Genomic DNA, 14,170 nt, shown 5'->3' on the forward strand with positions numbered 1-14,170 from the left:
AGATGATTTTAAATCTGGTGCAGCCTTTTTATTTGTAAAAAATAATATTCACTACTCCCTTCTTATTTGTTTTCATTTTAGGGTTAGGCACCTCTGAAACGGGGTAAACCATAATAAGAAAGAGGGTGAGTAATTATGGGTTATATACCTCCGATAAAAGATGAACAACCGATGATTTACGCAAACAGGCAGGCAATGCAGAAACCGGCGAAGCTTACCCTGGATGGAGTATATCGTCCAGAATTCCAGGACGTACTGGAAGAAAAAAATCCTTATGGAAATTACTTCATGCGCTATGAGCAGATCGCAAAACATAAATTACAGAATAAAAATAAATCGACTGCAGTCTATGCTTCAAATTGCACGAAGAAGAAGCAGGTTAATCCTGAAGCAGTAAGGGAAATGGAATCACGTATCACGAGAAAAGGGTCTTTTATTGATCATACGATTTAGTAAAATATAAAAATTTTTTTAAAGAAGCCCCCAGGAAAATACCGTATTTTCCTAGGGGCTTTTGTGCGAGTTTTAAGGCTGCCTTGAAAATTAAAGTTTTGATTTAAAGAAGTGTTAACACTGCTGCACTATCGAAAAGGCTTATCCAAGGGCTTGCTCTTGGTTAATTTTGCCGAAAAGAAAGTTCGCCTGAATGGTTTGTCGAACGCCGCTGAAATGCGTCTTGCCACATGCTGAAGAAGAAGCTTTTTGTTACGTTTTTGAATAAGAAACATGAGATTTTATTTAGGTTATATTGGATAATCAAAACTCATGGCAGCGAACATCTTAAGAGAATTTTTTATTCTGCGGAGAAATACGGTGACGGAATTTTAATGTGAAAAAGACGATCGCTGCAAGGGCAATTATACTAATTGCAAGAAATAAGTTTGAATAAAGATAAATGTCTTCTGACAAAGCAAAAGGATTCAGTTGCAAGCTGACTCGTTCTAAATCAAGAAATGCACCGAAAATTGCACTGGAAATAGCGCCGGACATAAAGTTCATCAAATTGAACATTCCTATTCCTACGCCGGTTTTTTCCTCGGGAACAAGTTCAGTTAATAGGTTTGCAGTAGAACTTTGAATTAAAGGAAAAGCTGTATATTGGACGAGAATGCAAAGAGCCAGCAGGTAAGGGGGAAGGCCGATAAATGTGGAGATTAACAGGCTTCCTGCGATTGCCAGTATAAACGCCACCTGAAGAACAGGATAACTGCCTTTTTTCTCGACAAAGTAACCTCCGCGCTGTCCTATTAAAGCGGCACCAAGAGCGCCGGGAAATAAAAGCAAGCCGATTTCCATTGTATCAAGGCCATAAACAGCTCTTGCCATAATCGGAACAATAAAAATCATTCCAAACATAACACTAGTCCCCAGGAAACTTGTCATTACTGCAGTTGTATAATATTTATTTTTCAGCATAGAAGGATCAATAAATGGAGCCGGGTGGTTTCGTACATGAAAAACGAATATTATAATTGCAGTAATAAAAACGAACAAACCTATAAGACTAAGTGCAGTAATCGCAAAAAGAAGTCCTGCGATTGCAGCTGCGATCATTGCAGCACCAGGAATATCCACTGTTCCTTTTCTTACAGATTCATCAGGAATCCAGCGTCTTAAAAACGGAATAGAGAATAATGATAAAATTGAAAGTATAAAAAGATACCGCCAGTCAAAGGCTCCACCGACAAGCCCTCCTGTAATTGGTCCAAGTCCGGAAGCAAAAGCCACAGTAGCAGAAACAGTTCCATATACCCGGCCTCTTTCTTTCGGCATAAATCTTGCGGGAATAATAAAAGCTAATGCCGGTATCGTAGCGCCGCCCATCGCCTGGATAAGTCTTGCAGCAAGCAGCATCGGGTAATTCTGGGAAAATAATCCGATAGCAGCCCCAGTCGCAAACAATATAATTCCGAACGTTAACAAACGTTTGATAGGGTAAATGTCTGCCAGCTTTCCATACATTAAAGCACCTATGGCAAACACAAGAATATATCCGGTCATTACCCAGGTCACCTGTGAAGGAAGCAAATTAAAATCCTCTGCAATATCAGGGATTGCTACGTTGAACATCGTACCATTCATCACTGTAAACGTTAATATAATACAGATCATTAGAACCAGCCGATTTTTCTGGGTTTTTGTAAGTTCAGTTCTGGTATTATCTGTTTCTTTTGTCATCTTAGTTCCTCCATTATTAATTGCAAGAAAAAACATAGGAAACCTTTTGATTTCCCATGTATATGCTTATCTGACACTTTATTTGATTAAATTTGCAAAATGTATGTATTGAGAAATCTTCCTGTAAAAGAGGAGAAGGCACGTAAAATCTCACAGCCTGTCATGTGAATAGTTTGGAAAATTTGAAAAAAATCAGCTGAAGCATTTATTATTAATTTAATTGATCAAGTTTTACTGTTAGAGGCTGCCTTAAAATAATAATTTTGCTGAAAAATATTTCTTTTCCCACAGGCATCTCGAAAAACCACCTTGCCTGCTCTTTTTATAGTTTGGAAGTTCGAAACTGCAGCAATTAACTGCTTCGTTTTTACATAGGAAAGAATGAAGCGGAACCAGCGGACGCCCAGCCGGGAAAATCCTACAGAAGAGCGGGTAAGCGGAGGAGGTCATCCACGGCAGGCCAGGCAGAAAAGCTTTCTCCTATCAACTATAAACATTATCCTAGCTAATATAAAATAAAGCATAATGATTATAAACGGCTCTGGAAGCCTGCTTGGAAATTTATTTCGGGAATAAAAGTATCTAACTATTATATTAAGGTTCAGTTGTCAAATCTGTCAATAAGATCGAAATCAGAGGAGGAAATTAAGTTGAAAAAAAGAATAATAGGATTTGCAGGAAGTCTTCGAAAAGAATCTTTGAATAAGGCAGTCATTCAATACATGGCTGAAGAAGAGTATGAGTATTTAACCATTGATTATATTTCATTGGAAAATATCCCGATGTTTAATGGAGATGTAGAAGAGGCCGGTGAACCGGAGGCCGTGTCTCATTTTAAATCACAACTGAAAAAAGCGGACGGCATATTGATTGCAGCGCCGGAATATTCACAGAGTATGCCGGGTGTCTTAAAAAATGCGCTGGACTGGGCAGGGAGTATGACGTACGAAAATGTACTGGAAAATAAACCTGTTTTGATAGTAGGAGCTTCCCCAACCCAGATGGGCACGGGTTTTTCGCAGGCACATCTGCGGCAGGTGCTGGCTGCCTGCAATGCATTGCCTCTGCAGCAGCCTCAGGTATATATCAATCAGGCACCCAAGAAAATAATTAACGGGAAAATTACCGATGAAAAAACAAAAGCGGCATTAAACAAAGCATTGTCGGCTTTTTCGGAATGGCTGAATAAGCTGGCATAGCATTTGATATATTCCCGCTATGTGTATTTGTTTGGGAAACTGAAACTTACTGGAATACCAGAAAGAAAAAAACCGGACTTTTGGCTCGTTGCAATACGAACGTAAGTACGGTACTCTAGCGTAAAATCTACAAGGTGGAGAAGTCATCATGAATTTACTGGATTGGAGCTACGGAAGAAGGTATTCTATTAAAGCAGTATTCTCAAAATTCCCTAATTCTACGGTTATTTTTCGATCGTTCCCGACATATTATTTTATTTATACTGTTAGGTGGTCTGAAGAAGACCCCGTGGTAACAAGAGAAGATCTTAAAGAAATGGAACTGCAGTTAAACGACATGCTGGGGCTGCTTATGAATTATCAAAATCGAAGAGCAGCTCAGTCGGTAAAATAAAATTCGCCGATTAAAAAACCAGCAAAATAACTGAGAATAAACATAGTTATGCCAGCACCTGCGATTATCAGCGTTTTTTGTTTTGTCGACAGGGCTAAAAATTTATCAAGCATACAATCACTCCGTTTCGTAACAAGTTGTCTATGTAAAGATAGCAAATAACAGTGCTTCCCTCAATGGCTTTTTACCATGAAATTGGTGTGCCCTTTAAAAAGCTGCTTAAAAGCATACATGTGAAAAAAATCGATTCCTCCTGTAAGGAGCAGAGCAGTATGAATACAGCAGAGATAATTCTTCGCAGGAAATGCTCTGCTGTATAGAATATTTATCCATAATAAAAGGGAATGACATATTAATACCTATTTTGAAATGCATTTAATTCCTATGCTGAGAGCTTATTATAAAATAAGTTCTTTTTTTATTGGTATGATTAAATTACATAGTAAAATTTTAAATTAAATCATGAATAATAGGTAATTCCCCCGAGGCAGACGAATACTGTCCGGACTGGCTGCAGCTGAATAGGCCGTGGGGATCTCTCGCCTATTTAATTCTATAAAGGCGCTTCTCCTCCGAAATTCCCCTCTATATTTTTCAACAACGAATATTGAGCAATTTATTTAAAATATGTGATTCGATCATTTTCTGTAAAAGTTCAATTATGGAATTCGGTCGTTTAATTACATTCTTTCACCAGGCCAAAAAATAGAAACTGCAGCCACTGTACTCCTGCATCCTATAGGCATTTTCTTCAAATAAAAGGATAATGAACAGAAGTGCAGATATTTATTAGAAAAAACAAGGTTAATATTTCCTTTTTTCATAATAATGTATATGTCGAAGTAGTTTTTTTTGTAAATAGCAGCTAAATCTATTACTATAAGTAAGTGAAGCTTTAAAAGACATTCAGGGAGGAAGTCATCATGGAAGAACACAATGATAAAGAAAAGCAGATAATTGAATCATTTAAGCAAGATGAAAACATGATGGCACTCGTTTTCGCACAGTGGTGCATTAACCATGACCTAAGTCCGGAAGAACTTTACACTGAAGCTTACGGAGATGCTTCAAATCCTGTACTGCATGAAGCGATTGCTTTAACAGTCCCTAAAGAGGAAGCAGGAGAAATAGATACGCAGACTTTACTGGGAGTGCTCGCTATGTTTGGAAATGATGCACTTGCAGAAGTTGTAACAAAACATCAGCCAAAACGAAAGGATCGATGAAAATGAAAAAGTCAATACTGCCATTAGCAGGAGCTGCGCTGTTTTTAACCGCATGCGGCGCAGATAATGAAACGAATAGTAATGAAAATAACAACGCTACAGCCGGTAATAATGCAGGCAGTGAGGAGCTGTATGAAGTTGCAGTTATTCCATCACAATCTATCGGTGAGATGGAAGAAGGTTTGACACGGTTGGAAGATCACCTCGCAGACTCTATGGACCGTGAAGTAGAAGTAACTCATTACCCAAGTTATAATGCTGTAGTAGAAGCGATTAATTTTGGGCATGTGGATCTGGCTTACTTCGGTCCGGTTACTTATCTTATCGCTTATGAGCAAAGTGGAGCCGAAGCAATCCTAACGCAGAATATTGATGGGGAACCTTATTATTATTCTTATATCATTACCCAGCCGGATGCCCCATGGGAGTCACTTGATGATCTGCTGGAGGACGCAGGAGAAGTAGAATTTGCGTTTGGAAGCCAGTCATCCACATCAGGCTTTGCTGTACCTGGTTATGAGTTAATGCAGCGAGGTGTGTATGAGAGTGAAAGCACTTATGAGTTTGAAAGTGTACAGTTTACTGGTTCTCATGATATTACTGCAGATGCAGTTGCAAGCGGATCTGTAGATGCAGGGGCGATTGATAGTGCAATATTTAATGCCCTGATTGATGATGGACTTATTAATGAAGATGATTATAAAATTCTCTGGGAGTCAGATCAGTTATACCAGTATCCTTGGGCAGTACCTGCGGAAACAGATGAAGATACAATCGCAGCAGTACAGGAAGCATTTATGGAAATTGAAGATGAAGAAATCCTAAATATTTTTGGCGGTGCAGATTCATTTGTCGAAGCTTCTCCTGATGAGTACGAGAGTATTCTGGAAGCTGCTCGTGCTCTCGAACTCCTTGAACTGGAAGAGGAAGAAGATGAGGAAGAAGCAAATGAGGAAGATACAAACGACGAGGAATAAAGGGCGGTAAGCGATGGTATGGTTTCGTAAACGAATATTTATTTATGCAGGTATTATCGCCGTACTGCTCGTATTAAGTGCGAGAGGTTCGGAGTTTTCGCTTATCGGTTTGTTTCAGCTCGGAAATACATGGGAAATGTTGAGCAACAGATTCTGGCCTCCGCGCTGGGATCTGGTGCCTTATTTGCTGCAGCAGTCCTTAATTACTTTATCCATTGCATTCTTTGGCACATTTACAGCGCTGCTGATAGCTCTTCCACTGAGTTTTATGGCTGCAGAAAACACTTCACGTTCTGTAGGAAGTTTCTATATGGTGAGATCTTTGCTTAGTCTTTTTCGCTCGGTGCCTGAAATTGTATTCGGGTTAATTTTTGTCGTATCACTGGGACTTGGCCCATTTGCAGCCCTGCTGGCTATTTTTCTTCACAATGCTTCTGTGCTGGGTAAACTCATTGCGGAACTTGTAGAATCATCCGACAAAGGACCGCAGGAAGCCATGAGTTCCGTAGGCGCCGGAAGGAGAACAGGTCAGCTTTTTGCGATACTTCCGCAGATATGGCCGAACGTGCTTTCCCAGTATTTTTACAGGTTTGAAGTAGCGATACGTACTTCGCTTGTTCTGGGAATGATCGGGGGCGGCGGTCTCGGTCAGAGTTTGATGAATTATTATAACAGTCTCGCTTATGAATCTATGGCGACAGCAATAATTATTATTATGGTACTTGTCATTATCGTGGATGTCAGCGGTGGTATTGTTCGAAAAAGAGTGATCTGATGGAGAAAGAAAGAGGGAATAACTATGCTGCGTTTTAAAGATGTGAGCGTTGTTTATGAAGATGGAGAAGAACCTGCATTGGACAGCTTGTCCTTATCTGTGGAGAAGGGCGAGTTTGTTTGTGTTCTGGGAAGAAGCGGAGCTGGGAAATCAACCTTTATTCGTACTATCAATGGGTTACAGCCTTTAACTGCAGGAAATGTGAATGTGCTTGGCTACGACGTAAGACTATTAGCTGAAAAAAAGCTGAGAGCACTTCGTTCAGAAGTGGGAATGATATTTCAGCACTTTCATTTAATTCCTCGCATGTCGGTAAGGCAGAACGTATATACAGGAAGGTTCGGTCAAAAACCTCCATGGAAAAATTTCCTTGGTATTTATACAGCAGAGGAGAGAAAGCTGGCTGATTATTATATGGAAGAAGTAGGTCTCCTTCCGTATGCAGAAAGACGTGTGGAACGTCTCAGCGGCGGACAGAAGCAGCGGGTGGGAATTGCGCGGGCAATGGTGCAGGATCCTTCCATTCTCTTAGGGGATGAACCAGTAGCGAGTCTGGATCCGACGACATCTGATCACATATTTCAGCTGCTTCGTCAGCTGCATGAAGAACGAAATTTAACCACTGTTATTAACGTTCATGATGTGGGTCTGGCAAAAAAATATGCCTCGCGTATCATCGGTTTAAAAAACGGCAGACTGGTATATGACGGGTCTCCGATAGATATGAGCGAAAATGATTTGGCAGAAATATACGAATAAAAGAGGGAAACACTCCTGCAATGAGTGTTTCCCTCTTTTGGCGTTTTCCAGTATAATGAAGGAAGAGATGCAGGAAGGGGGCAGATTATGTATCAGGCATTTCGACGCCGGATTCTTTTAAATTACATTGTCAGCTCTTTAATTGCTGTGTTTGGAGTAGGCAGTATTTTTATTTTTCATACTTTAATATTAAATATGCAGGAAATACTTTTATTGCTCGGAATTATGACAGTCTCTGTTGTAATTATGCTTACTGCAGAACTGCTTGTATTTCGGAAGGACGTTAAACCGATTCATCGTGTGCTGCACTCTTCGGAAGCTTCTGAAAAAGATTACGAAAAAGCATTTATTTCAGCTCATCGTTTTCCAATGCTTTCAGCAAGGCGAATACTTGGCCCACACTTATTCGGGCTGGGTATCCCTGCCTCTTTCATGACTATCTTTTTCATTGGGCAGGAAACGTTGTCACTCGAATATTATTATGTGGCATATGCGTGGTTTGGAGCAGTGTTAATTGCGGTGATGCATGCATTAATAGAATTTTTTCTTACATATAAACCGAGTAATCGCCTGGCAGAAGTATTTATGAAAGAGGCAGAAACAAAATATGGCCGGGAACTTCAGCTGGATAAAAAATATTATATTACATATAAAACGAAGCTGTTTGTAAGTATATTGTTTATTGCGTTGTTTCCGGTATTTCTTTTTATTCTCGCGCTTCAGATACGCGCGGTAGATGCCCTGCCTGCAGATGCTCATGAATTCTGGAGCTGGGCATCTTTAATCCTTCTTATTATTTCTGGCATTGCTGCCGGAGGAGCTTATCTGCTTTATATTAACATTCAGGAACCTATTGAAGAGATTCAGGAAGGTTTCATAGAAGCGGGTAAGGGCAACTTTATGAAAATGGAAAAAACATATGGTGATGAGTTTAATGAATTAATCAATGGCTTCAACCATATGATCGCAAGTATTGAGAAAAGGGATAAGCAGAATAATGCCCTGTTGGATAGTGTATTTTCTATATTTGCTGCTACTTTGGATGCAAGGGATGAATATACAGCCGGACATGCGGTAAGAGTAGCAGATTATGCAGTGAAGATTGCGGAAGAATTGAATTTTAACTCTAAAAAGATTGATTTCATCCGGAAATCTGCTTTGCTTCACGATATTGGAAAAATTGGCATCAGGGATGAAATATTATTAAAGCAAGAACACCTGTCAAAAGCAGAATTTGAAACAATGAAAGAACACCCTGTCATTGGAGAAAGAATGCTGCTGGAAGCGAATTTGCCTGAGGAACTGCTGCCGCTTTTACCAGGTGTAAGGCACCACCATGAAAGATTTGATGGGAAAGGTTATCCTGATGGACTGAAAGGAGCAGAGATTCCTGAGTTAGGCAGGCTTCTTTGTGTAGCTGATTCTTTTGATGCGATGACTTCTGACAGGCCGTACGTAAAAGGTAAATCTTTCGAAAAAGCTCTAAAGATAATATACGAGGAAAAAGGTACGCAATTTGATCCTGTATTTGCCGAGGCTTTTATTCAAGTGATGAACAAGAATGAACTCAAGCAGGCAGAGTAAATAAAAACTATACTTCAGCAGGAGATTTCAGTATGAAATAGAATTATATATAAACTGAGTTTAATTGAAATGAAAAAAGTCCCGGAATTATTTACTGACTGCCGTAAAGCAACAACCTTACTAAATACAATGGGAAATGTTACTTTTTCGGAGCAACAGCAGGAATAATATTAAACAAAGAGTCTGAATAGATAGAGATTTCACTGAAATCAACATAAATGTTTATTTTTTGATCTGTTAATGTTCTTTGCTGCTAAGAGGCTACTTCACTGCCTGGCCTGTCTTGGACGGGCTCCTCAGCTCGTTCTTCCAGAGGCTGTGTGAAATTTCACCGCCGGAAGCCTGCTTCTTCCAAGAGATAGCTGAAAGATTTCTCCGTGGCAGGCGTACTTTTATATATTCCCATCAGAGTTTACCAGAGACCTGCATGCAGAAAAAACTGCACCATGAAGGTTGAAAAGAAATGCTGCTGTGTAAAGAAGGAGAGGACGCATCAGTTCAGTGTGAGAATCCAGGTGACATAGCGGAATCGATGCCGTTTTTTAAAGACAGCATGGGGCTCTCTGCCCTGCTGTCTGCGAATCAATGAAAGCCGTAATGTGTTAACGATATTAGTCGAGAACGAGTCCCTGGGTAAGCCTCTCCGAAAGTGCACCGGCACTATTTCTTTTAAGCAGAACTTTATTTTCAAGATGGCCAGAGAAAATAAGTCTACAAAATACGTAAGTGAAAGGTGGCATAAAAATGTATTGCAGACGAGCAGTAAAAGAGGATATTGAAGAAATCCAGGATATTGCAATTCAATCTTGGCATGATACGTACGAAGGTCTGATCCCGCGAGATGTACAGGATGCATTTTTGAATAAAGCATACAGTAAAGAAAGACTCGAACAGAGAATTAATAAAGCAAATATGTTTGTATGTGAAAAGGCGGGTCATATGATTGGATTTGCTGGTTTCTTTTATGAGACGCCGACCCATGCAGAAGTCAGTGCAATTTACGTGCTTCCTGGTGCTCAGCGGGAAGGTGTAGGTTCCGCGCTGATGCGGCACCTGTGGGCACATATGCAGAATGTAGAAAATCTTTATGTGGATATTGAATCCGGAAATGAGAAAGCAGAGAATTTCTATCAGTCCTTAGGCTTTAAACAGGAGCAGGAGTTTGAAGAAGTGTTTGAAGGATTTACTCTCCAGACTAAAAGATTCCGCTTGCAGGCTAAATAAAAAAGTACCGTACAGAAGAAAATCTCTGTACGGTACTTTTAATTTCATCTCCAGCACCTGTATGCAGGTAGTAAGATGTCTGGTGAAGTCAACTGGAGAATAAGTACGGCTGAAACTTGCAAAGATTCTATTATGAGTAAGCTTTATGCCTATTACTTACTGGAACACTCTGGCCTGCTAACCTTCAGTAAAAAGCTTTTTTAAAGAACCCTAAAGATAAAGGGAAGACGGTATTCCTCTCCCAGCAACGCTTTTACGCCCCCGAGAATTGTAAGTAAAAAGAAAGCTATTCCCAGTACCGCAAGAAGAGCTATACCGATAAGAACAATCGTTAATACTCCCGCAATCAGCGAATATACAAAATAAGAAAGCAAAAAATTAAAATATTCCCGGCCATGATAATCTATAAAAGATGAAGTATTCTTTTTAAGCAGCCAGATTACCAGCGGACCAATAAAAGTGGTGAAAAAACTCGTGCCATAAATTAATGCAGCCAGCAGTTTTTCTTCCTGGGAGTTAAGGGGAACGGAAGTATTGTTAGTCATTATGAAACTCCTTTCATATTACAAAATCAGCAGAATATATCGTTGAAATCTGAAGCCTCTGAAAAAAAGAATTTAGATCATGAGAGGCTGCTGTATATCATTTTTTACGAAGCGTTTTGTTTCTTGGGACGAATAGAATACATTAATAAGGCAGACCAGATAAATAAAAACGAAACTAAATGAACAATAGTAAAAGGTTCTTTATACAGAAGGACTCCTAAGATTAGCATAGTAGTCGGAGCTATATACTGAAGGAACCCTAAAAGTGATAAAGGAATCTTTTTCGCAGCAGTACCAAACAGAAGCAGTGGTACCGCTGTTGCAGCGCCTGTAAATATCAGAAGCAAAGGGGTCAGCGAGTCTCCTGCATGCATCAGTCCTTCGAATGAATCATGAATAATGAAAAGATAGATCAGTGCAATGGGAAGCAGGAACAATGTTTCAATAATTAATCCGGTCATTGCCCCAATCTGAGTCTGCTTTTTAACAAGTCCATACATTCCGAAGCTGAAAGCGAGTGTAAGAGCTATATAAGGAACAGCTCCAAATGAAATTGTCAGAATCAGCACGCCGATAAAAGCGAGGCCAACTGCCAGCCGCTGTCTAAGCGACAAGGTCTCTTTAAAAAATAAAACTCCCAGTACTACATTGAGCAAGGGATTTATGTAATAACCAAGGCTCACTTCCACAATCCGCTCATTTGCTACCGCCCATATAAATAAAACCCAGTTGACGCTGATAAAGAATGCAGTAGTCATAATGCCTACGATTATTTTCGGGTGTGCAGCGATATAGCGGAGATCCTCTTTTAATATATGTGCTCTTCTCATGAATAGAAAGAGACCGATTAAAAATATAAGTGACCAAATAATTCTGTGGGCCAGTACCTCTGGAGAAGGAACATGATCTATCCATTTCCAATAAATAGGGAGAAGTCCCCAAAGAGAATAAGCTCCAATTCCTGCAGCAATTCCTTGACTGCGTTCTTCCTGTAACATATATTCACCATCTCTCAGAAACTCTTCATATAATGTATCTTTATTCTTGAATTAAAACAACTGGAAATTAAGTCCTAATCGTATTATTTGCTTTTTTACATTTTTTATCCGTATAATTTCCTATATATACTTTTACATATAAGGAGGAAATGAGAATGAAAGCATTATTGTTAGAAAAAGCCGGACAATGGAAAGATATGAAGATTCAAGAGGTAGATATTCCTGCTTACGGCAAGGACGAGGTCTTGGTAAGAGTGAAAGCAGCAGGTTTAAATCCCGTTGATTATAAAACTGGGGAAAATGGAAACCCTGCCTGGGAGTTTCCTCATGTATTGGGACTCGATGTCGCAGGTACGATTGAAGCTGTCGGGGAAGAGGTAGAAGGGTTCAGTGAAGAGGATCATGTCGTCTTCCTAAACAACATGGCAGAGTGGGGCGGTTTTGCAGAGTTTGCTGTAGCGAAAGCACACACAGTAAGCAAAATTCCCTACAATGTCGTATTTGAAGATGCAGCCTCACTTCCTGTTGCAGGATACACGGCATATCAGGCAATTTTTGAAAAATTGAGAGTACGTGCAGGGAAGTCTATCTTGATCCACGCCGGAGCAGGAGGTGTTGGTGGTTTTGCTATCCAGCTTGCTAAAAATGCAGGTTTGAAGGTGTTTACAACTGCGAGTGCAGAAAATCATGATTATGTGAAGGAACTTGGCGCAGATGTAGCGATAGACTATACAAAAGAATCTTTCGTTGAGAAAGTATTGGAAGAAACTTCCGGCATAGGGGTAGATTACGTGCTGGATACAGCAGGAAGAGATAATGCGACAGCTTCTCTGGATGTATTAACCTACAATGGAGAGATAGCTTTTATCGCAGGACAGCCTAAAATAGATGACTCCATAACGTTTGCTCATCCAAAATCTTTCCACCATGTAGCGCTTGGCAGTGTCCTGCAATCTAAAAATATGGATGCGCAGCGAAGAATCGCAGAAATTGGGACGGAAATGCTGGGGATGCTGAGTAATGGGAAGCTGAAAGCGAGAGTTTCTCAAAAAATACCAATGGTAGATGTTTCAAAAGGTCTAGAGCAGCTTTCTACACGAAAAGTAAAAGGGAAAATTGTGGCGGTCTGGTAAATTATCGGTACTTTATGTGCTGAGAGATTTCAACTAAATGAAGAATGATTAGGAAGCAGCCATAGCAATCATGTGTAAAGGCATGAGGTAAAACTGTCTTTAATGCTGGTAGTGAATGATTGAATAGAAGAAGGCCTGCAGAATTCTGCAGGCCTTCTTTAAAATACATATGTAAAAGAACAACAGGGGACCGGAATTAGGAAACATGTAAAAATGCAACCGCTCAGCGTTCCCCTGCTGCTTATCGTTCATTATACAAAAGTTAAACAAAAATAGCTATGGAAAATAATTAGTAAATGATAATTAATTTAGATAAATATTAGTTTTAATTAAAGCTTCGTTAATGTTCATTTTTAACAAGAGAACATTTCGCTGCAGCTTACTTGCCGTGGATGAACTCCTCCGCTTCCTCGTTCCACTGCGGAATCTTCCAGAGGCGGGGTGCACTTTCACCGCGCACTGGCGAAGCCGGCCAAATGCTCTTTAATTCAATTTCACGCTTTTTGTGAAGGTAACTGCTGGCCGAGCGGAGCAATGCTCTCACTAAAAAAGGCCTCCGTCGCTTTACCTTTGCGAAACAGTAGAAAAAGATTGTTTCTATTACAAGCTTTTCTATCAATAAAATGAAGACAAGGTGGGTAGACGGCTGCGGAAAAAGAAAGCGTGAAGATCAAACGCAGGCGAACTCGTAAAGCAGGTGGGAAGCCAGCCTGGATCTTAATCCAAGCAGGACGGTCTTTGCCTTGCTTGGATTGGCTGTGCGGAACTCTGCTATTTCCAAGGGATAGCGGAAGGATTTCTCCGTAGCAAGCGCAGAAAAAGGAGCCACAGGCGTACTTTACTGATATTTACATTAGATCTTAACTGAGATCTTCATGCAGAAAATTTGCACCATGAAGTATGAACATTCATACTGCTGTGTAACAAAGGAGAGGACGCACGAGCGCAGTTGGAGAACCCATTTTTGACGGACGTTCTCTCTGCCAAATTAGTCGAGAACAAGCCCATGGATAAGCCTCTCCGAAAGTGAAGCAGGATGGTTATTTCTTTTTAGCAAACCTTTATTTTCAAAGTAGCCTTAATTAAAAAGCCGGAAATAAATGATTCATTTATTAATCTTTTAAATAAGGGAATTTTTTCAAAAAATAAATATGAATATTGGTTTGAGAAAATATACC

At 39.9% G+C, this 14,170-nt stretch carries 13 protein-coding genes; 10 read left to right on the top strand and 3 right to left on the bottom strand.

Translation table 11 applies throughout. From position 1 onward, the window contains the following. The first annotated feature begins 135 nt into the window (after window positions 1–135). On the top strand, window positions 136–453 hold the full coding sequence (locus tag BLP92_RS00465) for a hypothetical protein (RefSeq protein ID WP_090839509.1): 318 nt from the start codon (window positions 136–138) through the stop codon (window positions 451–453). 327 nt (window positions 454–780) lie between these two features. Here the strand turns inward: BLP92_RS00465 and BLP92_RS00470 are convergent, their stop codons facing one another. Next, window positions 781–2,178, bottom strand: a complete 1,398-nt coding sequence (locus BLP92_RS00470; RefSeq protein ID WP_090839511.1) for an MFS transporter — start codon at window positions 2,176–2,178, stop codon at window positions 781–783. A 650-nt stretch (window positions 2,179–2,828) separates the two neighbouring features. Here BLP92_RS00470 and BLP92_RS00475 point away from each other — a divergent pair. The 8 genes from BLP92_RS00475 (at window position 2,829) to BLP92_RS00510 (ending at window position 10,316) form a co-directional block, all read left to right on the top strand. Further along, window positions 2,829–3,377, top strand: a complete 549-nt coding sequence (locus BLP92_RS00475) for an NADPH-dependent FMN reductase (protein ID WP_175444133.1) — start codon at window positions 2,829–2,831, stop codon at window positions 3,375–3,377. A 148-nt stretch (window positions 3,378–3,525) separates the two neighbouring features. After that, complete coding sequence (locus BLP92_RS00480) at window positions 3,526–3,771, top strand: hypothetical protein (protein WP_090839515.1); 246 nt, start codon at window positions 3,526–3,528, stop codon at window positions 3,769–3,771. 923 nt (window positions 3,772–4,694) lie between these two features. Further along, window positions 4,695–4,997, top strand: coding sequence for a hypothetical protein (locus BLP92_RS00485; RefSeq protein WP_090839517.1), 303 nt, complete (start codon window positions 4,695–4,697; stop codon window positions 4,995–4,997). 2 nt (window positions 4,998–4,999) lie between these two features. Then, on the top strand, window positions 5,000–5,974 hold the full coding sequence (phnD, locus tag BLP92_RS00490) for a phosphate/phosphite/phosphonate ABC transporter substrate-binding protein (protein ID WP_090839519.1): 975 nt from the start codon (window positions 5,000–5,002) through the stop codon (window positions 5,972–5,974). 13 nt (window positions 5,975–5,987) lie between these two features. Further along, entirely contained in the window at window positions 5,988–6,749 is a 762-nt protein-coding gene (gene phnE / locus BLP92_RS00495; RefSeq protein ID WP_090839521.1) for a phosphonate ABC transporter, permease protein PhnE, read from the top strand. 24 nt (window positions 6,750–6,773) lie between these two features. Further along, window positions 6,774–7,508, top strand: a complete 735-nt coding sequence (phnC, locus tag BLP92_RS00500; RefSeq protein ID WP_090839523.1) for a phosphonate ABC transporter ATP-binding protein — start codon at window positions 6,774–6,776, stop codon at window positions 7,506–7,508. Window positions 7,509–7,595: 87 nt separating this feature from the next. Continuing rightward, window positions 7,596–9,092, top strand: a complete 1,497-nt coding sequence (locus BLP92_RS00505) for an HD-GYP domain-containing protein (RefSeq protein ID WP_090839525.1) — start codon at window positions 7,596–7,598, stop codon at window positions 9,090–9,092. Between the two features lie 744 nt (window positions 9,093–9,836). After that, a complete protein-coding gene (locus tag BLP92_RS00510) occupies window positions 9,837–10,316 on the top strand; it encodes a GNAT family N-acetyltransferase (RefSeq protein ID WP_090839527.1) in 480 nt (159 codons plus the stop codon). A gap of 200 nt (window positions 10,317–10,516) precedes the next feature. Here BLP92_RS00510 and BLP92_RS00515 read toward each other — a convergent pair whose 3' ends face one another. Both BLP92_RS00515 and rarD read right to left on the bottom strand, forming a co-directional pair. Then, window positions 10,517–10,861, bottom strand: coding sequence for a DUF4870 domain-containing protein (locus BLP92_RS00515; protein ID WP_090839529.1), 345 nt, complete (start codon window positions 10,859–10,861; stop codon window positions 10,517–10,519). Window positions 10,862–10,965: 104 nt separating this feature from the next. Continuing rightward, window positions 10,966–11,859, bottom strand: coding sequence for an EamA family transporter RarD (gene rarD / locus BLP92_RS00520; RefSeq protein ID WP_090839531.1), 894 nt, complete (start codon window positions 11,857–11,859; stop codon window positions 10,966–10,968). A 155-nt stretch (window positions 11,860–12,014) separates the two neighbouring features. Between rarD and BLP92_RS00525 the strand changes: the two genes are divergently transcribed. Then, window positions 12,015–12,992 carry a zinc-binding dehydrogenase gene (locus BLP92_RS00525; RefSeq protein ID WP_090839532.1) on the top strand — a complete coding sequence of 326 codons (978 nt, stop codon included), beginning with the start codon at window positions 12,015–12,017 and terminating at the stop codon, window positions 12,990–12,992. Window positions 12,993–14,170 lie beyond the last annotated feature (1,178 nt).

It is taken from the genome of Alkalicoccus daliensis (genome assembly GCF_900103955.1).
GTDB lineage: Bacteria > Bacillota > Bacilli > Bacillales > Salisediminibacteriaceae > Alkalicoccus > Alkalicoccus daliensis.